We start from the raw sequence: 22255 nt of genomic DNA on the forward strand, positions 1-22255 counted from the left end.
TCCTAACAAGTCTGCTCTGACGCTACATGCCGTTGCGGTATCAGCCTCTCATCGTGCTTGATGCCTGGCGCATTCACTTGTTTGTTGCGCGACAGCGCGGCGCCTTGGCGGCGGGGAATCTCCTACAGGGTTTGGTGTCGTATGTGATTATTGCGAACGACACCAAACCCTGTAGGAGCGAGGCTTGCCCGCGAAGAGGCCCGCTCAGGCACCACAAATTCCCAGGACTAATCCATCACTAGGCATCGCCCGAAGCCCGAACCCGCAACCGCCGCCCAATCACATCCAGCCATTAATCAACAAACAGGCAGAAACGCAAACGTGGCGGGAGGTTTCCCTCACGCCACGTTAATTTGTCAGACACACAATTATTTAATCCGCAGAACTGCGAGACGCCAATTCTTTCAATTTGATCTCAGCCAGCGGATGCCCGACTTTCGCCGCCATTTCCCACCAGCGAGCCGCTTCAACCGGATCCGGCGCCTTGCTCGGCGTTCCGGCCAGGCTGATAACGCCAACCTGATAGGCCGCTTTGCCATCCCCCGCCAACGCAGCCAGGCGCAGTAATCGCACACCCTCCTCGCGCGCACCAAGACCGACGCCACGAAAGGTCAGAATGTGGCCGTAGAAGCTCTGGGCGCCGACATCACCCAGGTTCGCCATACGGGCGAATTGGCCCTCGAGCCAATTCCAGCCTCGCGGCTGACGCACAAACCACGACCAGTGGAACAATCGACGGGCCAGCCAGTAACCGGCCCGCGCCTTGAGTCGTAGAAACACTCAGGCTTCCGCCGACTCGGGGTACTCGTATTCGAACACCCGCACCACTTCCGAAGCATGCCAGGACGCGGCAGCCACGCCATCGGACGGTCCGGAAAAGCGCCCGAGGCGCTCGACACATTCAAAGAAGCCGGTGCGCGGCAAGCGGCTGGCGCCCTGGCTGATCACCAACGAGCTGCGCAACGGCTGCTCGGCTCTGGCATCCAGCGCGGCCAGATGCTCAAGGGCTGCGGTCAATGTTTGCATGGCCGGCGTGGGTAGCTGCAAACGCTCCAGCAACGCCCGATAAGTCAAAAGATGGCGCTGACGACGCGCCTGGTCCAGCTCCCCCAACAATCCATCCCAATGTTGACGACTGATGCGTACGCTCACGATTCATCCCTCCATCCTGGCACCGTCAATTCCCAGGCGAGGCTGCGGCGAATAGCAGCGTCGGGTTGACGCTCACCGCTTTCGATCAAGGCGAGATATGACGGGCTGATGCCTACCGTGCGGGCGAGCGCCTCAATGGCGATGCCCTTCCCTTCGCGCAAACTGCGTAGTTGATCCAGACCCGGAAGAATCGGGTCTGGTGTCACCGCGCAAGGCACTGTGGCGTCGCGCGCTGGTTGTTGCTTGATGCCTGCTGCTTTCAGTAGAGCCTGATACTGAGCCCATGGCAGAACCGCATACTCGGGTTCGCCTTCGCGTGTAATTATCTGAATATCCATGACTACCCCGTAGGACAACGACACTTAGCGAGTCGGCGCTTTTCCTTAGAAGTGTAATCCTAACAGCGGCCAAGGTCGCGGGGGGGTATGAATATAGGGAGGATTCTGAATTGGCTCAGTTTTTTTTCGGGCCCTGAAGCTGCAGTTGTTCCGGGGTATCGGGCAGGCGTTCGACCACCGCGAGCTTCTCCGGCAGCTGGCGCTTGCGCCAGGCGCGGAAGGCGTTGAGCTCGTCATCGAGGACTTTCATCAACCAGGCGAGCACGGCAATGTCGTCGAGCATGCCAAACATTGGAAGGAAATCCGGGATCGCATCGAGCGGACTCAGGAAGTACATCAGCCCCGCCACCACCGAAACTATTGCTTTCGGGCTGATGGCCCGGTATTCGCCACGCCAGTAAGCCAGGCAGAGTGCCTGTAACAGGCGCAGATCGTCTTTGAGCTTACCCAGACGATTCCCCTGGCTGGCACCTTTGCTGGCAACCGCGAACAGCAGGGTCGGCAAACGACCACGGGCGAGCAGGCGTCCGGCCAGAGGCAGGAAACGAGCGAAATTCCAGGGCGTTTTCATTTGTTCCTCTCGCTGAAATGTTATCCACACAAATTGTGGATAACCTTGTGAACAGAGCTGCATTTCATCGCTGAAAGCCCCGTCTCATAAGGGCCTGACTCAGATCGGGCGTTTTTTACTCACATAAAAAAACCCCAAGATTTCATTGACTTGGCGTTCTGGCCCGTCTAGATCGAGCGCTCTCACTGGCTATGACTTCAGCGTACCGCATCCGTTCGCTTTGTTTACCTCCACTGAACGCCAGATGCAACAACGCCCCGCATAAGCGAGGCGTTGTTGTCAGAGCGGACGCGGATTACTGGGGGGCGTCTTGTTTTGCTGGATCCTTGATGGCCAGCAGCTCCAGGTCGAATACCAGCACCGAGTTGGCTGGGATCGCCGGGCTTGGGCTTTGGGCGCCGTAAGCCAGTTCGCTAGGGATGTACAGTTTGTACTTCTCGCCAACGTGCATCAGTTGCAGGCCTTCGACCCAACCCGGAATCACACCGCTGACCGGCAGATCGATCGGGCTGCCGCGCTCGACGGAACTGTCGAAAACGGTGCCGTTGGTCAGTTTACCGGTGTAGTGAACAGTCACCACGTCGGTCGGCTTGGGCTGTGCGCCATCGGCCTTCTTGACCACTTCGTATTGCAAACCGGAAGCCGTGGTGATGACACCCGCTTTCTTGCCGTTCTCTTCGAGGAATTTCTTGCCGGCAGCGGCCGACTCTTCGCTCATCTTGGCCAAACGTTCTTCAGCACGCTTCTGCAATGCTGCGAAGGCTTCAACCAGTTCCTCATCCTTCAGCTTCTGTTCTTTCTTGCCGACGGCATCTTCGATGCCTTGGGCTACGGCTTTGGAATCCAGGTCATCCATGCCTTCTTGAGCCAGGCTTTTGCCCATGTTCAGGCCAATGCCGTAGGAAGCTTTTTGCGCCGGGGTTTTCAGCTCTACGCTGGTCTGCGAATCACAACCCGCAAGTACCAGGCCAACCAGGGCCACCGCCGCCGCCAACCGATGCTGTTTCATGCTATTTCCTTGTTCATGCGCCTAAAGGGCAATCGAGTAAAGCCGCGAGCTTATCAGGCGGCCACGACCAATGGCTACCGGCATGAGAGCAGGAAACGTCTGATAAGTTCAGGTGTTTAAACGCATTTCGGGATTAGAACGATGAAGCTTCTGTCATCTGGCTCTTACAGCGTCGTATGCAGGTTCCCACAGCCTCCGGCGTAATGGCCTCTTGCCGCATCTCGTCAGCTGAGGCATAAGACAGCTACAAACTGACAAGGATGTTTATCTTGCGCCTCATATTCCGCTTGCTGATTCTGATCGCTGTACTGCTGGGGCTGTCCCTTGCCGTGGTGCTGTACTACGTTGCCAACCCGAAATTGCCGGTCTGGTCACCGGCACAACAGGTGAATTATCTGGAGCAATGGAGCGCCGCCGACCGACAGACTTACTACTTCACGCCTCAGGGTACCCAGGTCAAAGGTTTGCGCTATGACTGGTTCAACGCCCTGGAACTGCCCTTCTCGCAACGCCGATTCGCCGCTCCCGAATACCTCGCACGCTTTGGTTTTCTGATCGACCCGAACCAGAAAGCTACGCCGAACAACCCTGGTAACCTGCCTGTCGGCTTTGCCCGTCATCAAAATCCCGGCAGTCAGGACGAGTTTCTGGACATCACTTGTGCCGCCTGCCACACCGGCGAATTGCGCTTCAATGGCCAGGCCGTGCGCATCGACGGCGGCTCGGCACAGCATGTGTTGCCGTCCAGCGTTCCTACGCTGCGAGGCGGAAGTTTCGGACAAGCACTGGTCGCCAGTCTGACCTCGACTTACTACAACCCCTGGAAATTCGAACGTTTCGCACGCAACGTTCTGGGTCAGGACTACGACGCCCGGCATCAACAGCTGCGCAAAGACTTCAAAGTCTCCCTCGATACCTTCTTGAAAGTCGCCTGGAACGACACCCATCGCGGCCTCTACCCCACCGAAGAAGGCCCCGGTCGTACTGACGCCTTCGGGCGTATTGCCAACGCCAGCTTCGGCGACGCGATTTCACCCGCCAACTACCGCGTGGCCAATGCTCCGGTGGACTACCCGCAACTGTGGGAGATGTGGACCTTCGACTGGGTGCAATGGAACGGTTCGGCGCAGCAACCGATGGCCCGTAATATCGGTGAAGCCTTGGGTGTGGGCGCTACGCTGAATTTCTTCGACAGCAGCGGGCAGCCGCTCAAGGGCGACGACCGCTACCCGTCCAGCGTCAGGGTGCGCGATCTGCACCGGATCGAAGAAACGCTGCAACGACTCAAACCGCCTGCCTGGCCGGAGGCCCTGTTGGGCAACATCGATAAGCCCATGGCCGCAAAAGGCCGCGAACTGTTCGCTGAAAACTGCGCAGGGTGTCATGTACCTCGCGTCACACAAAGCGACGGCAGACCGGTGCAACATCTGAAATTGCTGCCTGTGGAGGTGGTTGGCACAGACCCCGGCGCCGCCAACAACATTGCCGACCATCGATTCGACCTGACGGCCTTGCAGTGGGATCCGGCAGAGCTTGCGCAACTGGACGTACAACTGCATCCCAAACCCACGGAACCATTGGATTTGAGCCAGTTATCAGTGGCCAAGGGATTGGCTTACGTCACTGCTTTCGTGGGCACCCAGGCCTACCGCGAAGCCAATGTGACGCCCGCAGAGCGCCCGAACCTGGACGGATTCGGCCTGCCGATCGGCGTTCAGGAATTACGCAGCTACAAGGCCCGACCACTGGCGGGCGTCTGGGCCACGCCGCCGTTTCTGCACAACGGTTCAGTACCGAGCATCTATCAACTGCTCTCGCCCCAGGATGAACGCGCGACCACATTCTACAAAGGCACCTTCGAATACGACCCCAAGCATTTGGGCTATCGCACCGAAGCCTTCACCAATGGTTTTGTGTTCGACACGCGCATCACCGGCAATCACAACAGCGGTCACGAGTTCCGGGCAGGCGAGCGCGGGAATGGCGTGATCGGTCGCCTGCTGCAACCGGAGGAACGCTGGGCGCTGCTGGAATACCTGAAAGTGCTGGGCGGCCCGCTGGAGTCGCAATTGCCAGACCACCGTCTCAGTCAAAAGGATTGACCCATGCTGATCACTCTCTGGTTGCGTCTGGGCGCCTTCCTTGGCAAAACCCTGCTGTGGTTGCTGGGTCTGGGCTTGCTCGGCTGGGCGCTGGTCATGGCCTGGTCCACCTGGCAGCATCGCGGCCCGGTGTCGGCTGAAGAGCTGATTCCGGAAGGCGAAGCGGCAATGACCCAGGACATCATCCAGACCGCCGTGCGTATCGTCGATCAACACCGTGAAAGTACCCGCTACCTGCGCGATGCCCATGCCAAGGCTCATGGCTGTGTGAAGGCCGAGGTTCAGGTGCTGCCGGATCTGGCGGCGGAGCTACGTCAAGGGGTGTTCAGCGAACCCGGCAAAACCTGGCAAGCGACGATGCGTCTGTCCAATGGCAATGCGTATCCGCAGTTCGACAGCATCCGCGATGCCCGGGGCATGGCGATCAAACTGTTCGATGTGCCCGGCAAACAGTTGCTGAGTGACCGACAAGGGCGCAACGAGCAGGATTTCGTGATGTTCAACCATCCGAACTTCTTTGTCAGCGATGTCGCCGAGTATCGTCAGAATGTGGCCGCTCAGGCTGATGGCAAAAAGGTGATGGCGTTCTTCCCGGGTTGGGACCCGCGCACCTGGCAGGTGCGCCATCTGTTTATTGCGCTGGCGACCCTTTCCCCTGCCCCGGCAAGCCCGACGCAGACCACTTACTTTTCGGTATCACCATACAAGTTTGGTGAAGCCAACGCCAAATTCCGGGTGATGCCGGATCCTGATAGCTGCCCGGCCTACGTGCTGCCTATGCAAAATGAAAACCTGCCGAACTTCCTGCGCAGTGCGCTGAACCAGCAGTTATCGACCGATCGAGTGCCGGCGTGTTTCGTCTTGCAGATCCAGCGCCAGGATGTGGGCAAGTACATGCCGATCGAAGACACCAGTATCGAGTGGAGCGAAAGCTACGCGCCCTTCGAAACCGTGGCCAGGATCAAACTGCCTGCCCAGGACTTCGACACCCCGGCGCTGAACCTGCAATGCGACAATCAGTCGTTCAACCCATGGTTCGGCCTTGAAGCCCATAGGCCGATTGGCGGGATCAACCGGTTGCGCAAAGCCGTTTACGAAGCTGTCAGCGACTATCGACACAGTCGCAACGCCGAACGATAGGCAAGGTAGAAACGAAAAAGGCTTTTCGTAGGAGCCAGGCTTGCCGGCGAAGGCGCTCTTAAGGACGCCTTCGCCGGCAAGCCTGGCTCCTACAATTACCCGAACAGGTCGCTTTTTCAGTGGAAGACCAGCACAAAGCCAAATCCCAGACAGCAAAAAGCCCGCATTAAGCGGGCTTTCTGTGGTGACCTGGCGTTCAGTGTTCCAGGTTACCGAATATGGCGCAGCGGACGGGACTCGAACCCGCGACCCCCGGCGTGACAGGCCGGTATTCTAACCGACTGAACTACCGCTGCGCGTAGCGTTGAAAGTAAATGGTGGGTGATGACGGGATCGAACCGCCGACATTCTGCTTGTAAGGCAGACGCTCTCCCAGCTGAGCTAATCACCCTTTACCTTCGTTGCGGGGCGCATTATGCCACAGGTTTTTATAAAGTGTTGATTTATTTGAAGTTTTTTTCAAAAAATCTAAAAACCGGTGAAACGATGCAACCCACAGGAACAACAGTGAAACTTGAGGCAGAAAAAAGCCCGCCTAAGCGGGCTTTTCCGTGGTGACCTGGCGTTCAGCGTTCCAGGTTACCGAATATGGCGCAGCGGACGGGACTCGAACCCGCGACCCCCGGCGTGACAGGCCGGTATTCTAACCGACTGAACTACCGCTGCGCGTAACACTTAAAACGAATGGTGGGTGATGACGGGATCGAACCGCCGACATTCTGCTTGTAAGGCAGACGCTCTCCCAGCTGAGCTAATCACCCTTCGCTTCGGTGTGGCGCGCATTCTACGGAGCGACCCAACCTCTGGCAAGTACTTTTTTAAATAATTTCCTCAGGCCTTCCAAAGGCTTAGCGAAGGGTTGGCCTATGACGCCGCGCGGAGAATAATGCCCCCCTTTGTATAAAGGAGAGACTCACCCCATGTGGTTCAAAAACCTGCTTATCTATCGCCTGACCCAAGATCTGCCTTTTGATGCTGAGGCGCTGGAAACTGCACTGGCCACCAAACTGGCGCGTCCATGTGCAAGCCAGGAGTTGACCACCTACGGTTTCGTCGCGCCGTTCGGCAAAGGCGAAGATGCCCCACTGGTGCATGTCAGCGGCGATTTCCTGCTGATTGCCGCACGCAAGGAAGAACGCATTCTGCCAGGCAGCGTTGTACGTGACGCCGTCAAGGAAAAGGTCGAAGAGATCGAAGCCGAGCAAATGCGCAAGGTCTATAAGAAGGAACGCGATCAGATCAAGGATGAAATCATCCAGGCTTTCCTGCCCCGCGCCTTTATCCGTCGCTCGTCGACCTTCGCCGCCATCGCGCCGAAACAGGGTCTGATCCTGGTTAACTCGGCCAGCCCGAAACGTGCCGAAGACCTGCTGTCCACCCTGCGCGAAGTGATTGGCACCCTGCCGGTGCGTCCGCTGACCGTAAAAATGTCCCCGACCGCGACCATGACCGAGTGGGTCACCACCCAGAAAGCCGCGAATGATTTCTTCGTGCTGGACGAGTGCGAACTGCGCGATACCCACGAAGACGGCGGCATCGTGCGTTGCAAGCGTCAGGACCTGACCAGCGAAGAAATCCAGCTGCACCTGAGTACCGGCAAAGTGGTCACTCAACTGTCGCTCGCCTGGCAGGACAAACTGTCGTTCGTGCTCGACGACAAAATGGTGGTCAAGCGCCTGAAGTTCGAAGACCTGCTGCAAGATCAGGCGGAACAGGACGGTGGCGACGAAGCACTGGGCCAACTGGACGCCAGCTTCACCCTGATGATGCTGACGTTCGGCGACTTCCTGCCGTCGATGGTTGAAGCGTTGGGTGGTGAAGAGACCCCGCAGGGTATCTAAGCCGACGCACGGTCTAAATGTGGGAGCGGGCTTGCTCGCGAAGGCGATCTGCCATTCAACGATGATGTTGACTGCCAGGACGCCTTCGCGAGCAAGCCCGCTCCCGGCGAATCAAGCCGCCGACTTGATCCTCGGATTAATGATGGGCACTCTATGGCGCAACGCGGGGACGACCTCGCGGTTCGATCGAGTGATTAATCCGGGGACGACCCCATCCATCGATGGAGGTCTGTGATGTCCTGGATCATTCTGTTTTTCGCTGGTTTGTTCGAAGTCGGCTGGGCCGTCGGCCTGAAATACACCGACGGTTTCAGCCGCCCTCTTCCTACCGCACTGACCGTGGCCGCCATGGCGATCAGCCTTGGCCTGCTGGGCCTTGCCATGAAGGAATTACCGCTGGGCACGGCCTATGCGATCTGGACCGGGGTGGGTGCAGTCGGAACGGTAATCGCCGGGATCATTTTGTTTGGCGAATCCATGGCGCTGTTTCGGCTGGCCAGTGTGGCGTTGATCATTGCCGGGTTGGTTGGGCTCAAGATTAGCGCTTAGGCCTCTACCGTCTTCGCGGGCAAGCCTCGCTCCTACAGGGGTTGGTGTCGTATGTGATTATTGCGACCGACACAAAACCTGTAGGAGCGAGGCTTGCCCGCGATGAGGCCCGCCCGATCACCGACTATCTAACGGCCCCACGCAATTCCCCCACCAACCCTTGTAGTGTCGCCGGTTCAGCCACTTCAACGGCCACCGCCGGCCCCGCCACCAGAGTCACCCGCGACCACAGCCTGCGAAACACGCCCTTGTCCGGATCACGGCTGAAGAAACTTCCCCACAATCCCTGCAACGCCAGCGGAATCACCGGCACCGGTGTTTCTTCGAGAATCCGTGTCAGCCCGCCCTTGAACTCATTGATCTCGCCATCGGCAGTCAACTTGCCTTCAGGGAAAATGCACACCAACTCGCCATCCTTCAGATACTGGGCGATGCGAGTGAAGGCTTTTTCGTAGATCTGTATATCTTCCTGACGCCCCGCGATCGGAATTGCCCCGGCGGTGCGGAAGATGAAGTTCAGCACCGGCAAGTTGTAGATTTTGTAATACATCACAAAGCGAATCGGCCGACGCACTGCGCCGCCAATCAGCAAGGCATCGACGAACGACACATGGTTGCAAACCAGCAGTGCCGCGCCTTCATCGGGAATCAGCTGCAGATTGCGATGCTCGACACGGTACATGGAATGGCCGAGCAGCCAGATCATGAAACGCATACTGAACTCAGGGACGATCTTGAAGATGTAAGCGTTGACGCCGATGTTCAGCAGCGACACCACCAGGAACAGCTGCGGGATCGACAGCTTGGCGAGGCTCAGCAAGACGATCGACACAATCGCCGACACCACCATGAACAGGGCGTTAAGAATGTTGTTGGCGGCGATTACCCGTGCCCGTTCGTTCTCGACGGTGCGCGACTGGATCAGCGCATACAGCGGCACGATATAGAAACCGCCGAAGATTCCGAGCCCGAGAATATCGATCAACACCAGCCAGGCGTGGCCAAATACCAGGACTTCGATCCAGCCATGGCCAGCAACGCTGTCTGGAATCCCATCAGAATGCCACCACAGTAACAGGCCAAACACCGTCAGACCGAATGAGCCGAAAGGCACCAGACCGATCTCGACTTTGCGCCCGGAGAGCTTCTCGCAGAGCATCGACCCCAGTGCGATACCGACCGAGAACACCGTCAGAATCAGCGTCACCACGGTCTCGTCGCCGTGCATCCATTCCTTGGCATAGGCCGGAATCTGCGTCAGATAAATCGCCCCGACAAACCAGAACCATGAGTTGCCGACGATCGAACGCGATACCGCAGGGGTTTGCCCGAGACCCAGTTTCAAGGTGGCCCAGGACTGGCTGAAGATGTTCCAGTTCAGGCGCATTTGCGGCGATGCCGCCGCGGCCCGGGGAATGTTGCGGCTGGCGAGGTAACCGAGCACCGCGATACCGATGATGGCCGTGGACACCACCGGTGCGTAGTTGCTGGCGGACATCATGATCCCGGCACCAATCGTCCCGGCGAGAATTGCCAGGAAGGTGCCCATTTCTACCAGACCGTTGCCGCCCACCAGTTCTTCTTCGCGCAAGGCCTGCGGCAGGATCGAATACTTCACCGGCCCGAACAGCGCCGAATGGGTGCCCATGGCAAACAGCGCCACCAGCATCAGCGACAGGTGATCGAACATGAAACCGACCGCGCCCACCGCCATGATGACGATTTCCCCGAGCTTGATCAGACGGATCAGCGCGTCCTTGGCGAACTTTTCCCCGAACTGCCCGGCCAGCGCCGAAAACAGGAAAAACGGCAGGATAAACAGCAACGCACACAAGTTGACCCAGATCGAGCGGTCACCCTCGATAGTCAGCTTGTACAAAATGGCGAGAATCAGCGACTGCTTGAAGATGTTGTCGTTGAACGCCCCAAGCGACTGCGTGATAAAAAACGGCAGGAAGCGCCGAGTGCGAAGCAAGGTGAACTGTGAGGGGTGACTCATCTTCCATGTGTCCTGATGTTGGCTAGAGAGTGGGTAGCTGATTTTAGGTAGAGAGTGGCGTGGATACTTTTATTGGAATATCGATCCTAGATCCAGGCCACAGACTACCCAATCTTTGCCGGTTATTTCTTTAATCCTGCAATGCACGGCGAAACAAATAACTCACCCCGCCACGCGCCCTGCACCGTACGTTTGGCGACGATCAACCACATCACCGCCAGTAACGCCACCAACACGCAACCAAAGACACTGAAAAACGTCAGGCTCAAGGTGCTGGCCAGTTTCAGCGTAGCCAGGGAGTAGACCCCCAGCGGGAACGTGAAGCCCCACCAGCCGAGGTTGAACGGGATACCGGCGCGCAAGTAACGCACGGTGATCAGCAACGCCATCAGCATCCACCAGAGCCCGAAGCCCCACAGCGTGATGCCGGCCACCAAGCCAAGCCCTTCGGCAATCTCACCGATACCCGGCAAACCGTTGGCGGCAAAGATCGCTGGCGCATCGTCGCCTAACAGCAACATGCCCAGCGCACCGGTGCCAATCGGCCCAAGGGCCAGCCAACTCGAGGCGGCCATATTTTCGTGGGGCAATTTATGCAACGCCATGCGCAATAACAGGATAGTCAGAATGCTGAACGCCACCGGCAGGGAAAACGCCCAGAGCACGTAGCTGGTCACCAACACCACGAGCTGTGAATGGGCATCGACCAAGTGCGGCACCAGCAAGCCGCCACTGGCAGCTGCCACTTCCGCCGCCACCACTGGCAACAGCCAGACGGCGGTCATTTGGTCGATGCTGTGCTCCTGACGGGTAAACATCATGTAGGGAATCAATACGCCGCAGGCCAGCGACATCGCCACGTCGAGCCACCACAGCACTTCGGCGAGATGAATCACACCGTCGCCCCAGCGCGGCAGCCCGAACAGCAGAACGCCATTGATGATGGTCGCAAGCCCCATGGGAATGGTGCCGAAAAACATTGAAACCGTGGAGTGCCCAAAAATCCGCCGCGCCTCGTCGAAGAACATGACCCAACGCGCGGCATACAGGGCCGTGAACAAAACAAACAGGGCAATATTGAACAGCCACACCCCTTCGGCAAAGGCATGCAGACCGGGATTCGACACCGGCAATTGCGCAAGCGCCAGTGCCAATACACCCGTGCCCATGGTCGCCGCGAACCAGTTGGGGGTGAATTGGCGGATGGCCTCTCGAGGGTGCTGCAAATGACTGAGCGGTTTGATACCGGGTTTGACGCTATGGGTGCAGGTCATGGTGAACTCCTGTCCTCTTGTGAGGTGGAGCTCATGATAGATCCGAATAGAATATCGATATAACGGGTAATATCTCTAACTGTTATCTGCTTTACAGATAACCAATCAGACACTGCCTTCAGATTCGATCACCAATATTCTTGCCACACCCAACGGATGAGCCACATGCTCGGCGCCCACTGAGGCATAAAAAATATCGCCGACTTCGAGTAGCGTTTCTTTTTCCAGGCCTTCTTCGCGATAACGCATCTGCACCTGCCCATCGAGTACCACGAACACTTCCTGACCGTCGTTGATGTGCCATTTATAGGGCTGATCGGTCCAGTGCAAACGAGTGGTGATGCCGTTCATGTTGGCGATATCCAAAGCGCCCCAGGCACGATCGGCGGTGAAGGATTGGCTGCGGATGATTTTCAAGGGGTCGGTCCGTCGAAATGAATGGCGGTGCCAAGGCTAACGGTCATGGAACATCGATGCCACAGACTTTGACGGACTGCATCGGTTGATCGATATTGCGTTGCTGTAGGAGCGAGGCTTGCCCGCGAAGGGGCCCGCACAAATGACAGATAATTCGCCTGCGACACACCACCGCGCCACGACCTTGGTCGACACTGACTAACGCTGGTGGTCATGCGAAACTGTTTTGACCGGGCGCAGTCCCGGATGTCTTTTGCCTGGAGCTCCCATGTCGCTGTCCATCGGGCTGATCGCCACCGTCGCCCTGGCCTATATGGCCATCCTGTTCGCTATCGCCTTTTACGGCGACCGTCGTAGCACGCCGTTGCCGCCACGGGTGCGTGCCTGGGTGTACAGCCTGTCGCTGGCCGTTTATTGCACCAGTTGGACATTCTTTGGCGCCGTGGGCCAGGCGGCCGAACAACTCTGGTCATTCCTGCCGATCTACCTCGGGCCGATCCTGTTGCTGGTGTGTGCGCCGTGGGTTCTGCAAAAAATGGTGATGATCAGCAAGCAGGAAAACATCACCTCCATCGCCGACTTCATCGCCGCCCGTTATGGCAAATCCCAATCGCTGGCGGTGGTGGTGGCGCTGATCTGTCTGGTCGGCGTGTTGCCCTACATCGCCTTGCAGCTCAAGGGCATCGTGCTGGGCGTGAACCTGCTGATCGGCGCCGGTGCCGATGCCATGGGTACCCGCGCGCAGGACACTGCACTGATCGTCTCCTTGGTGCTGGCGCTTTTCACCATCGTTTTCGGTACCCGCAACCTCGACGCCACGGAACACCACCGCGGCATGGTGCTGGCGATTGCCTTTGAATCGCTGGTCAAGCTGTTCGCTTTTCTCGCGGTCGGCGCGTTCGTGACCTACGGCTTGTACGACGGTTTCGACGACCTGTTCGACCAGGCCATGCTCGCCCCGCGCCTCGAAGCGTACTGGAAAGAAACCATCAATTGGCCGTCCATGGTGGTGCAAACCGGCGTGGCGATGATGGCGATCATCTGCCTGCCCCGGCAGTTCCACGTGACCGTGGTTGAAAATATCGAGCCCCAGGATTTGCGCCTGGCCAAATGGGTGTTCCCGGCCTATCTGGCGCTGGCAGCGTTGTTTGTGGTGCCGATCGCACTGGCCGGTCAGATGTTGCTGCCCAGTTCGGTATTGCCGGATTCATTCGTCATCAGCCTGCCCCTGGCCCAATCCCACCCTGCCCTGGCAATGCTGGCGTTTATCGGCGGTGCTTCAGCGGCGACCGGCATGGTGATCGTGGCCAGCGTGGCGCTGTCGACCATGCTTTCCAACGATCTGTTGCTGCCCTGGTTACTGCGGCGCAACAACGCCGAGCGACCGTTCGAAGTGTTCCGCCAGTGGATGCTTTCGGCGCGTCGGGTGAGCATTGTGGTCATTCTGCTGCTGGCCTACGTCAGTTATCGACTGCTGGGCTCCACCGCGAGCCTGGCAACCATCGGCCAGATCGCTTTCGCCGCCGTCACCCAACTGGCCCCGGCCATGCTTGGCGCGCTGTACTGGAAGCAGGCTAACCGTCGAGGGGTATTCGCCGGGCTGGCCGCCGGCACGTTCCTCTGGTTCTACACCCTGGTGCTGCCGATTGCCGCCAACGGTCTCGGCTTGCCCCTGAGCAGTTTTCCGGGCCTGGCCTGGCTGCAAGGCAACCCGTTGAACCTGCCGATCACCCCGCTGACTCAAGGCGTGGTGCTGTCCCTGGCGGGTAATTTCACCTTGTTCGCCTGGGTTTCTGTGCTGTCGCGCACGCGGGTGTCGGAGCACTGGCAGGCCGGCCGCTTCATCGGCCAGGAAATCAGCGCCCGCCCCAACGCCCGTTCGATGCTGGCGGTACAAATCGACGACTTGCTGCAACTGGCTGCCCGTTTTGTCGGCGAAGAACGGGCTCGTCAAAGCTTCATCCGTTTCGCCTACCGTCAGGGCAAAGGCTTCAATCCGAACCTGAATGCGGACGGTGAATGGATCGCCCATACCGAACGCTTGCTGGCCGGTGTACTCGGCGCATCTTCAACTCGGGCGGTGGTAAAAGCCGCCATCGAAGGTCGGGAAATGCAACTCGAGGATGTCGTGCGGATCGCTGACGAAACCTCGGAAGTGCTGCAGTTCAACCGCGCCTTGTTGCAAGGCGCCATCGAGAACATCACTCAGGGCATCAGCGTGGTCGACCAGTCGCTGAAACTGGTGGCCTGGAACCGGCGCTACCTTGAGCTGTTCAACTACCCCGACGGTTTAATCAGCGTTGGCCGGCCGATTGCCGACATCATTCGCTACAACGCCGAGCGCGGTCTGTGCGGGCCCGGCGAAGCGGAGGTGCATGTCGCCCGTCGCTTGCACTGGATGCGTCAGGGCCGGGCCCATACCTCCGAGCGGCTGTTTCCCAATGGTCGAGTGATCGAGCTGATCGGTAACCCGATGCCCGGCGGCGGTTTCGTCATGAGTTTTACCGACATCACCGCGTTCCGCGAAGCCGAGCAAGCGCTGAAAGAAGCCAACGAAGGCCTCGAGCAACGGGTCACCGAACGGACCCACGAACTGTCGCAACTCAACCTTGCCCTGACCGAAGCCAAGGGCACCGCCGAATCGGCCAACCAGTCGAAAACCCGTTTCCTGGCCGCCGTCAGCCATGACTTGATGCAACCGCTGAACGCTGCGCGGCTGTTCTCTGCCGCCCTCTCTCATCAGGAAGACAGTTTATCCAGTGAGGCGCAGAAACTGGTTCATCACCTGGACAGTTCGCTACGCTCGGCCGAGGACCTGATCAGCGACCTGCTGGACATTTCCCGCCTGGAAAACGGCAAGATCAACCCTGATCGCAAGGCCTTCGAACTCAATGAGTTGTTCCGTACATTGGGCGCCGAGTTCAAGGCTCTGGCGCAAGAACAGGGCTTGGAGTTCCGTGTCCGGGGCAGCGCGTTACGGGTCGACAGCGACATCAAACTGCTTCGGCGGATTTTGCAGAACTTCCTGACCAATGCCTTCCGCTACGCCAAAGGGCCGGTGCTGCTCGGCGTTCGGCGGCGCAACGGTGAGCTGTGCCTTGAGGTCTGGGATCGTGGACCGGGCATTCCGGAAGACAAACTGCAGGTGATTTTCGAAGAGTTCAAACGCCTCGACAGCCACCAGACCCGGGCCGAAAAAGGTTTGGGCCTGGGCCTGGCGATTGCCGATGGTCTGTGCCGCGTGCTGGGTCACACCTTGCACGTGCGTTCCTGGCCGGGGCGTGGCAGCGTGTTCAGTGTCAGCGTGCCGCTGGCCCGGGCACAAACCGTGGCGCCGACCAAAGTCGCCGAACTCAATGGCCATTTGCTCAGCGGCGCGCAGGTGCTGTGTATCGACAACGAAGACAGCATCCTGATCGGCATGAACAGTTTGCTCACGCGCTGGGGTTGCCAGGTCTGGACTGCGCGCAATCGTGATGAATGCGCGACGCTGCTTGGCGATGGGATGCGTCCGCAATTGGCGCTGGTGGATTACCACCTGGACGATGGAGAGACCGGAACCGAATTGATGGCGTGGTTGCGCACGCAACTGGGCGAGCCGGTGCCAGGGGTGGTGATCAGTGCCGATGGACGACCGGAGACGGTGGCCCAGGTGCATGCGGCGGGCCTGGATTACCTGGCCAAACCAGTGAAACCGGCGGCGTTGCGGGCATTGTTGAGTCGGCATTTGCCGTTGTAATGCGGCAAGCTTTGCATCCTGTAGTGGGGCGATTGACGCCTTCGCGGGCTTGCCCCAATGCCTGTCAGTTAAGCCGCGAGACCCTGTAGGAGCGAGCTTGCTCCGGGCGGCGTTCCGACGAAGACGGCAGTACAGTCAACATTGATGTCGCCTGACCTACCGCTTTCGCGAGCAAGCTCGCTCCTACAGGAGTTTCGCTTAACTGACTGGCATTGGGGCAAGCCCCCGAAGCTTTTCGGCTATTCAGGCAACTCGGCCAAGCCATCGACATCCGTCATCGCCCGCTCCAGCAGGTCCGCCGGCAAGCTCTTGCTGGCCCGCGCCCCAAGCAGTTTGAGCTGCTCGCTGCGGCTGACCAGGTTGCCGCGGCCTTCTGTCAGCTTATTGCGTGCAGAGCTGTAGGCCTTGTCCAGTTGCTGCAGGCGATTGCCGACTTCATCCAGATCCTGAATGAACAACACGAACTTGTCGTACAGCCAACCGGCGCGCTCGGCGATTTCCCGGGCGTTCTGGCTCTGGCGCTCCTGCTTCCACAGGCTGTCGATGACCCGCAAGGTGGCCAGCAACGTGGTCGGGCTGACGATCACGATATTGCGGTCGAATGCCTCCTGAAACAGCGTCGGCTCAGCCTGCAACGCCGCAGAAAACGCCGCTTCGATCGGGACGAAAAGCAGAACGAAATCCAGGCTGTGCAAGCCGTCGAGCCGCTTGTAGTCCTTGCCGGCCAAGCCTTTGACGTGACTGCGCAGGGACAGCACATGCTGCTTGATCGCGATCTGGCCGATGGCATCGTCCTCGGCCGCCACATATTGCTGATAAGCCGTGAGGCTGACTTTGGAATCGACTACGACCTGCTTGTCGCCGGGCAGGTAGATAATCACATCCGGCTGGAAACGCTCACCGTCCGGGCCCTTGAGATTGACCTGGGTCTGGTACTCACGCCCCTTCTCCAGGCCCGCGTGCTCAAGCACCCGTTCGAGAATCAATTCACCCCAGTTGCCTTGGGTTTTCTGCCCTTTCAAGGCGCGCGTCAGGTTGGTGGCTTCGTCGCTCAGGCGCAGGTTCAGTTGTTGCAGCCGCTCCAGTTCCTTGGCCAGGGAAAAGCGCTCGCGGGCTTCGGCCTGATAGCTTTCCTCGACGCGTTTTTCGAACGACTGGATCCGTTCCTTCAACGGATCGAGCAACTGCCCCAAACGTTGTTGGCTGGTTTCGGCAAAGCGTTGCTCACGCTCATCGAAGATCTTGCCCGCCAGCTCGGCGAATTGTGCACGCAGCTCGTCTCGAGAGCCTTGCAGGTCGTTAAGGCGCTGCTGATGGCTTTCCTGCTGCTCACGCAGTTCGGCGTTAAGAGAGGCTGCCTGAGCGTCGAGGCGACGCAACTCAGCCTCTTTGCCTGCGCGCTCGATATTCCAGGCGTGGGCCGCGTCACGGGCATCGTCGCGCTCGATCTGCAGCAGTTCGACTTCACGGCGCACGGCGGCCAGATCGGCCTGTTTGGCGGCGTTGGCCTGGCTCAAGTCGGCGATTTCATCACGACAGGTATCAAGTTGGGCATTCAAGCCGTCCTGCGTCAGCTGGGCGATGGCGAGGCGCTCTTCCAGCAGCGCCAGCTCGGCCTGCCCCGAACTTGCCCGACGCTGAAGTTGCCAGGCCAGTACCAGTAACGGCAGTGCAGCGCCCGCCAGACCCAGCAATGCGCTGGTCAAGTCCATCGCCATAGCCACTCCTGCCGATTAGATAAAGCGTGAAGGTTAACCAAGGCGTCAGGTCTTGGACAGCTCAGTCTTCGGTCAGGCCGAGTTCCTGTTGTGCGCGTCGGTCGCCCGCACGTGCGGCCTGACGCAACAGCTCCTGACCAATGCGGCGATCCCGGGCATTTCCACATTCGCGGCACATCAGCTGACCGAGGCGGCTTTGCGCAGCCACGACGCCTTCGCGGGCAGGCTGCTTGAGCAAGCGTCCGGCAAAGTGTTTGACGTTGGAGTTTTCGCCCAGTCGCGGGCTATCCAATAGCCACTCGGCCACGCGCATTGAAAAGCGCTTGGGTGGGGTAACACTGGGGGATGTTGGGGCAACAGGGACTGATACTGAGCGAAACTTCATAAAGCACTGTGGGGCAGATCGGAAGGCGCGCCACTCTACTCTTTTTTTCGTACAGGTAAAGCCGAAAAAAGCCTGCACGCCCGTCCTAGAGCAAGCGCTTGGGACAATCCACAGAAGCTGTGGATAACTCAGTGGACAACCGCCTTTGAACTCGCGCAAAGCCGTGTGGGATGGGGCTCGCAGTCAAACTGACGATTTTTTCACCAGTAAAAAAAAGCGATGTTTTTCATTGACTTAAATTTTCATTACAGGCACCCACTCCCATTGAGGCGAGGATGACAGTGGGATTACAGTTCGCGCAACTTATGTGCACAAGTCCCTGCGAGGCAGTTATATCGATGCGCTTTTTCGGCGCGTTTTCTGGTAAGGCCTGGGGATAAACCCGGGCAACCCGCGCGACGATTGATCCTGGCTCGATCGTTCTCTCGGATCAACGGTAGGATTGCGGGTTATCACGGGGCACTCGTCTGCGGATGACGCTTGCGACCACTCAGCTGGAACTCGTCGGTAGGTACTCCAGCGATCTTTTTTGCGAACAGACTTCCCTTCGGCAGTGCAATCCGTTAGTATCCGCGGCGTTAGTACCAAGCTGAAAGTCAATTCTGGTCGAACAAATCCCCCCGGTCAGCCTTCTCCAAGAGAGGCCCTCACCGACAAAGCGGGATCGACCACCTCGATGGTTTCCAGGTAAACCTTGCGCCAACATAGCCTTTGAATCGAAAACAAAGGGTGTTGCGAAGCTCACTTACTCTGACCGAACCAACCTGCAAATTGATCAGGATCTTCACCCTGGGCCCAGAACCTTTGCCCTTGATGTGTTGCCTGCCCTCCTAAGTACGTACCTGCCAGCCCAAGCGCGCCAATTTATCAGCGCTTCAAACTGGCTGCTTTGTTCCAGTCGGGTTCTTCGTTCGACCAATGGTGGTCGTCGTCACTGGAACGTTTTAACTTTGCACGGTTCTTATCCGTGTCGCTTGTAGGAACACCCATTATGTCCACTCAAATCCACGCTCAGGATGCCATTCGCACCCTAACCAACGCTTTTGCTCCAATGAACTGCCTGATCATGGCCGCTCGCAAAGGCTGCTTCAGCTTCACTCTAGTCAACGAACACGGCATCGCTCGTCACAGCGAACGCCTGTACCCCGATCAATACTCCAGCGCAGAACCGCTGCAGGCCGTGATCGAACGTACTCGCCAGGCATTGATTGCCTGAGACGCCAGAAAGGCTGAAACCCCAAAAACCCTGCTGAAAAGCGGGGTTTTTATTGCCCGATATTTCTAATTTCATGGCCTGCGACTAAGCACCAACCGATATAACGGTTATAACTCGAAGCCGGAAATATTTTAAAAACAGTCCTTTACAGCGAAATAATGACACTACACTTCAACTCAAGCGGCTTGATCCGCTTGCGGCGAGCCTGAATCGATCCAAGCTGCCAAGGCGCCTTTCAGGCCTCGCCGACCACCTCATGTTTCGAGGGGCTTATGGGTATCGCTGCCAGCGAACTGTGTCGTTATGTGATCCGCCCGACATTGATCTACCTCGGGCGCCACAGCGCAACTGCCGAATCCCTGCTGCTGGGCATCGCCGCCAGTCAGTCAGCCCTGGGTTCAGCCCTGCATGACCGCCGTGGACACGGCTTGTACCGAATCACCGAACTCCGCCACAAGGCACTTTGGGATCACTACCTGGCTCTGGACCCGGATCGGGCAAGCCTGGTCCGCGGCTTGGCCAGCCAGCATGCTTTTCTCAGCGGCCCGCACGTGGAATTGACCGTCAACCTGCGTTACGCCACTGCCATCGCCTGGCTGCTGGTAGAAGAACAGAACACTCCCCTCCCCGCCTCCGATGACCTGTTGGGAATGGCCCGAATCTGGCGCCAGACATTCCAGCCCCAAGGTCGTCTGCGAGATTTCACCTATGCCTGGCAAACCTGTGTTTCATCCTTGAATCAGGTCGCCTGCTGATCTCCCCATTTTCCGAAGATCGTGCAAAATGTCGCGATTTTGGTCGGATTGTCCTACAAAACCGCTCTAACTCAAGCGATATAGGCTATAGCGCCCGAACGAAAATGTTGGTAATTTTCGCCCCGGTGATCACCAAGAGTTCTAATAATGAAAAAAGTAATGCTCAAAACCACCCTTAGCCTCGCCGTTGCCTTGGCATCCACCCAAATATTTGCGAGTGGCTTTGCCCTCAATGAACAAAGCATCAGCGGGATGGGTACAGGTTTTGCCGGGCGATCTTCCTCTGCCGACGACGCAAGCACCATTTTTGGCAACCCTGCCGGTATGTCTCGCCTCAAGCGCGAACAAGTGACCGGTGGTGCTGCACTGCTCGACGCACACACTGACATCAGCCACGCCAGTTCCAGCCCGAATAGCGGCAGCAACGATGGCGACATGGTTCCGCTCGTTGCCGTACCGATGGGCTACTACGTCAAGCCAATCGATGAGCATTGGGCATTCGGCATTGGCATGTATGCCCCGTTCGGTCTGGTGACCGACTACGAGAACGGCTTTGCCGGCCGTTACTTCGGCAGCAAGAGCGAAGTGAAAGTCATCACCTTGCAACCGACCGTCAGCTACGCCTTCAACGACAAAGTGTCGATCGGCTTCGGCCCGACCATCAACCGCATCGAGGGCACACTGGAATCGAACCTGTCGATCACCCAGGCCGCGCCGGACGGCAAGGTCAAGATCAAGGGCGACGACACCGCGCTGGGCTACAACATCGGCGTGCTGGTTCAAGCCACCGACAGCACGCGCGTTGGCCTGACCTACCACTCGAAAGTGAAGTACAAGCTCGAAGGCGACACCAAGATCAACTACAACGTCCTCGCAGCGGTGGGCCAGAGCACAAGCCAGAAGTACGATGCTTCGCTGGACCTGACCACGCCTGAATCGGTCGACTTCTCGGTCACTCACGCGCTGAACGACAAGTGGACCCTCTACGCAGGCAGCACCTGGACTCGCTGGAGCCGCCTGAAAGATATCACCGTTGAAAACGAAGGCGTGCCGACCCTCCTGAACGGCCAGTTCGGCACCATCACCGAAGAACAGAACTGGCACGATACCTGGGCTCACGCCATCGGCGCGTCCTACCAACTGAACAAGGAATGGGTATTGCGTACCGGCCTGTCCGTCGACCAGGCACCGACCAACAACGTCAACCGCTCCCCGCGCATCCCGACAGGCGATCGCAAGATTTTCAGCCTGGGCGCCGGCTGGAGCCCGACTGATGATCTGACCATCGACGTGGCGTATTCCTACCTGCATGAAGAGTCGGTCAAGATCAACAACAGCAACAACCGTGGCCAGACCTATAACGCCGAGTATGAAAACTCGGCGAACGGTTTCGGTGTCGGCGCGACCTACCGTTTCTGACGGTTCGTCACTCGCTGCCTGAATTGAAGAAGCCCCGCACTCTTGTCCAGAGGCGGGGCTTTTTAGTGCGCGTCGATCAGGGTTGCGAAGCCAGGGCTTTCTCAACCGCCTCGATAAACTCGGGATTGTCAGGTTTGGTCAAGCTGGAAAAATTGGCGATCACTTTGCCTTGGCGATCGACCACGTACTTGTAGAAATTCCACTTTGGTGAACTGCTTTGTTCAGCAAGGACCTTGAACAAATGCGTTGCGTCATCGCCGCGGACTTTCTGCGGCTCGGTCATGGTGAAAGTCACGCCGTAGTTCACGTAACAGACCTTGGCAGTCTCTGCGCCATCCTTGGACTCTTGCTTGAAATCATTGGACGGAACACCGACCACCTCAAGCCCTTGATCCTTGTAACGCTGATACAGCGCCTCAAGGCCTTTGAACTGCGGGGCAAAGCCGCAGAAGCTCGCGGTGTTGACCACCACCAGTGGCTTGCCGGCGAAGCGCTGGCACAGATCGATGGATTCCTTGGCTCGCAGCTTAGGCAACGAGCCTTGCAAAAGCTCTGGGCATTCGGCTCGCGCCAATCCAGTAAAAGCCACCAGCAACGCGGGAACTGCAAGCCAGCGCATCAGCATTTCAGT

The 22255-nt window shown here is 58.2% G+C and carries 19 protein-coding genes and 4 tRNA genes; 8 read left to right on the forward strand and 15 right to left on the reverse strand.

Translation table 11 applies throughout. The features are described 5' to 3' along the window. Positions 1–372 precede the first annotated feature (372 nt). From MEB48_RS06005 to MEB48_RS06025, 5 genes are all read right to left on the reverse strand, one after another. The gene (locus MEB48_RS06005; RefSeq protein ID WP_237882800.1) at positions 373–780 is read right to left on the reverse strand and encodes a sel1 repeat family protein; all 408 of its coding nucleotides are present in this window, start codon (positions 778–780) and stop codon (positions 373–375) included. After that, on the reverse strand, positions 781–1152 hold the full coding sequence (locus MEB48_RS06010) for a hypothetical protein (RefSeq protein ID WP_007898892.1): 372 nt from the start codon (positions 1150–1152) through the stop codon (positions 781–783). Further along, on the reverse strand, positions 1149–1490 hold the full coding sequence (locus MEB48_RS06015; RefSeq protein WP_237882802.1) for a helix-turn-helix domain-containing protein: 342 nt from the start codon (positions 1488–1490) through the stop codon (positions 1149–1151). The genes MEB48_RS06010 and MEB48_RS06015 overlap by 4 nt, the downstream gene beginning before the upstream one ends. A gap of 115 nt (positions 1491–1605) precedes the next feature. Further along, complete coding sequence (locus tag MEB48_RS06020; protein ID WP_237882804.1) at positions 1606–2061, reverse strand: YkvA family protein; 456 nt, start codon at positions 2059–2061, stop codon at positions 1606–1608. A 295-nt stretch (positions 2062–2356) separates the two neighbouring features. After that, positions 2357–3070 (reverse strand): FKBP-type peptidyl-prolyl cis-trans isomerase, encoded by a 714-nt coding sequence (locus MEB48_RS06025; protein ID WP_237882806.1) that lies wholly within the window; start codon positions 3068–3070, stop codon positions 2357–2359. 269 nt (positions 3071–3339) lie between these two features. Here MEB48_RS06025 and MEB48_RS06030 point away from each other — a divergent pair, with 269 nt between their 5' ends. Both MEB48_RS06030 and MEB48_RS06035 read left to right on the forward strand, forming a co-directional pair. Beyond that, on the forward strand, positions 3340–5172 hold the full coding sequence (locus MEB48_RS06030) for a di-heme-cytochrome C peroxidase (RefSeq protein ID WP_237882808.1): 1833 nt from the start codon (positions 3340–3342) through the stop codon (positions 5170–5172). Positions 5173–5175: 3 nt separating this feature from the next. Further along, positions 5176–6312, forward strand: coding sequence for a catalase family protein (locus tag MEB48_RS06035; protein ID WP_237882810.1), 1137 nt, complete (start codon positions 5176–5178; stop codon positions 6310–6312). A gap of 219 nt (positions 6313–6531) precedes the next feature. Here the strand turns inward: MEB48_RS06035 and MEB48_RS06040 are convergent. The 4 genes from MEB48_RS06040 to MEB48_RS06055 all read right to left on the reverse strand — a co-directional run bounded on the left by MEB48_RS06040 (position 6532) and on the right by MEB48_RS06055 (position 7073). Next, positions 6532–6608 (reverse strand) — tRNA-Asp (locus tag MEB48_RS06040). 19 nt (positions 6609–6627) lie between these two features. Then, positions 6628–6703 (reverse strand) — tRNA-Val (locus MEB48_RS06045). Positions 6704–6901: 198 nt separating this feature from the next. Then, positions 6902–6978 (reverse strand) — tRNA-Asp (locus MEB48_RS06050). 19 nt (positions 6979–6997) lie between these two features. Beyond that, positions 6998–7073 (reverse strand) — tRNA-Val (locus tag MEB48_RS06055). Positions 7074–7232: 159 nt separating this feature from the next. Here MEB48_RS06055 and rdgC point away from each other — a divergent pair. After that, entirely contained in the window at positions 7233–8153 is a 921-nt protein-coding gene (rdgC, locus tag MEB48_RS06060; RefSeq protein ID WP_030131679.1) for a recombination-associated protein RdgC, read from the forward strand. A 234-nt stretch (positions 8154–8387) separates the two neighbouring features. Beyond that, positions 8388–8702, forward strand: coding sequence for a quaternary ammonium compound efflux SMR transporter SugE (gene sugE / locus MEB48_RS06065; RefSeq protein WP_123599434.1), 315 nt, complete (start codon positions 8388–8390; stop codon positions 8700–8702). A gap of 124 nt (positions 8703–8826) precedes the next feature. Here sugE and MEB48_RS06070 read toward each other — a convergent pair whose 3' ends face one another. The 3 genes from MEB48_RS06070 to MEB48_RS06080 all read right to left on the reverse strand — a co-directional run bounded on the left by MEB48_RS06070 (position 8827) and on the right by MEB48_RS06080 (position 12392). Next, positions 8827–10701 carry an MFS transporter gene (locus MEB48_RS06070; RefSeq protein ID WP_237882811.1) on the reverse strand — a complete coding sequence of 625 codons (1875 nt, stop codon included), beginning with the start codon at positions 10699–10701 and terminating at the stop codon, positions 8827–8829. A 122-nt stretch (positions 10702–10823) separates the two neighbouring features. Then, entirely contained in the window at positions 10824–11975 is a 1152-nt protein-coding gene (locus MEB48_RS06075; RefSeq protein ID WP_237882813.1) for a TDT family transporter, read from the reverse strand. Positions 11976–12080: 105 nt separating this feature from the next. After that, positions 12081–12392 carry a cupin domain-containing protein gene (locus MEB48_RS06080; protein ID WP_237882815.1) on the reverse strand — a complete coding sequence of 104 codons (312 nt, stop codon included), beginning with the start codon at positions 12390–12392 and terminating at the stop codon, positions 12081–12083. A gap of 268 nt (positions 12393–12660) precedes the next feature. Between MEB48_RS06080 and MEB48_RS06085 the strand changes: the two genes are divergently transcribed. Beyond that, positions 12661–16131, forward strand: coding sequence for a hybrid sensor histidine kinase/response regulator (locus MEB48_RS06085; RefSeq protein ID WP_237882817.1), 3471 nt, complete (start codon positions 12661–12663; stop codon positions 16129–16131). 239 nt (positions 16132–16370) lie between these two features. Here MEB48_RS06085 and rmuC read toward each other — a convergent pair whose 3' ends face one another. Together rmuC and MEB48_RS06095 are read right to left on the reverse strand one after the other, a co-directional pair. Beyond that, on the reverse strand, positions 16371–17735 hold the full coding sequence (gene rmuC / locus MEB48_RS06090) for a DNA recombination protein RmuC (protein ID WP_185047204.1): 1365 nt from the start codon (positions 17733–17735) through the stop codon (positions 16371–16373). A 175-nt stretch (positions 17736–17910) separates the two neighbouring features. After that, entirely contained in the window at positions 17911–18234 is a 324-nt protein-coding gene (locus MEB48_RS06095; protein ID WP_237882819.1) for a sel1 repeat family protein, read from the reverse strand. 991 nt (positions 18235–19225) lie between these two features. On the opposite strand from MEB48_RS06095, the gene MEB48_RS06100 reads away from it, so the two are divergent. The 3 genes from MEB48_RS06100 to MEB48_RS06110 all read left to right on the forward strand — a co-directional run bounded on the left by MEB48_RS06100 (position 19226) and on the right by MEB48_RS06110 (position 21624). Continuing rightward, on the forward strand, positions 19226–19450 hold the full coding sequence (locus MEB48_RS06100) for a hypothetical protein (protein ID WP_237882821.1): 225 nt from the start codon (positions 19226–19228) through the stop codon (positions 19448–19450). A 272-nt stretch (positions 19451–19722) separates the two neighbouring features. After that, on the forward strand, positions 19723–20205 hold the full coding sequence (locus tag MEB48_RS06105; RefSeq protein WP_095051849.1) for a hypothetical protein: 483 nt from the start codon (positions 19723–19725) through the stop codon (positions 20203–20205). 147 nt (positions 20206–20352) lie between these two features. After that, on the forward strand, positions 20353–21624 hold the full coding sequence (locus tag MEB48_RS06110) for an OmpP1/FadL family transporter (protein WP_237882823.1): 1272 nt from the start codon (positions 20353–20355) through the stop codon (positions 21622–21624). 76 nt (positions 21625–21700) lie between these two features. On the opposite strand, the gene MEB48_RS06115 is transcribed toward MEB48_RS06110, so the two are convergent. Then, the gene (locus tag MEB48_RS06115) at positions 21701–22249 is read right to left on the reverse strand and encodes a glutathione peroxidase (RefSeq protein WP_237882825.1); all 549 of its coding nucleotides are present in this window, start codon (positions 22247–22249) and stop codon (positions 21701–21703) included. Between the last annotated feature and the right edge of the window lie 6 nt (positions 22250–22255).

This window comes from Pseudomonas sp. PGPR40, assembly GCF_022014505.1.
Lineage (GTDB): Bacteria > Pseudomonadota > Gammaproteobacteria > Pseudomonadales > Pseudomonadaceae > Aquipseudomonas.

Bases quoted from the DNA above. Each gene is read 5' to 3' on its own strand.
- MEB48_RS06015 (WP_237882802.1), bottom strand. From the start codon at position 1,490: ATGGATATTCAGATAATTACACGCGAAGGCGAACCCGAGTATGCGGTT.
- MEB48_RS06020 (WP_237882804.1), bottom strand. From the start codon at position 2,061: ATGAAAACGCCCTGGAATTTCGCTCGTTTCCTGCCTCTGGCCGGACGC.
- MEB48_RS06025 (WP_237882806.1), bottom strand. From the start codon at position 3,070: ATGAAACAGCATCGGTTGGCGGCGGCGGTGGCCCTGGTTGGCCTGGTA.
- MEB48_RS06035 (WP_237882810.1), top strand. From the start codon at position 5,176: ATGCTGATCACTCTCTGGTTGCGTCTGGGCGCCTTCCTTGGCAAAACC.
- rdgC (WP_030131679.1), top strand. From the start codon at position 7,233: ATGTGGTTCAAAAACCTGCTTATCTATCGCCTGACCCAAGATCTGCCT.
- sugE (WP_123599434.1), top strand. From the start codon at position 8,388: ATGTCCTGGATCATTCTGTTTTTCGCTGGTTTGTTCGAAGTCGGCTGG.
- MEB48_RS06070 (WP_237882811.1), bottom strand. From the start codon at position 10,701: ATGAGTCACCCCTCACAGTTCACCTTGCTTCGCACTCGGCGCTTCCTG.
- MEB48_RS06075 (WP_237882813.1), bottom strand. From the start codon at position 11,975: ATGACCTGCACCCATAGCGTCAAACCCGGTATCAAACCGCTCAGTCAT.
- MEB48_RS06085 (WP_237882817.1), top strand. From the start codon at position 12,661: ATGTCGCTGTCCATCGGGCTGATCGCCACCGTCGCCCTGGCCTATATG.
- MEB48_RS06095 (WP_237882819.1), bottom strand. From the start codon at position 18,234: ATGAAGTTTCGCTCAGTATCAGTCCCTGTTGCCCCAACATCCCCCAGT.
- MEB48_RS06100 (WP_237882821.1), top strand. From the start codon at position 19,226: ATGTCCACTCAAATCCACGCTCAGGATGCCATTCGCACCCTAACCAAC.
- MEB48_RS06105 (WP_095051849.1), top strand. From the start codon at position 19,723: ATGGGTATCGCTGCCAGCGAACTGTGTCGTTATGTGATCCGCCCGACA.
- MEB48_RS06110 (WP_237882823.1), top strand. From the start codon at position 20,353: ATGAAAAAAGTAATGCTCAAAACCACCCTTAGCCTCGCCGTTGCCTTG.
- MEB48_RS06115 (WP_237882825.1), bottom strand. From the start codon at position 22,249: ATGCTGATGCGCTGGCTTGCAGTTCCCGCGTTGCTGGTGGCTTTTACT.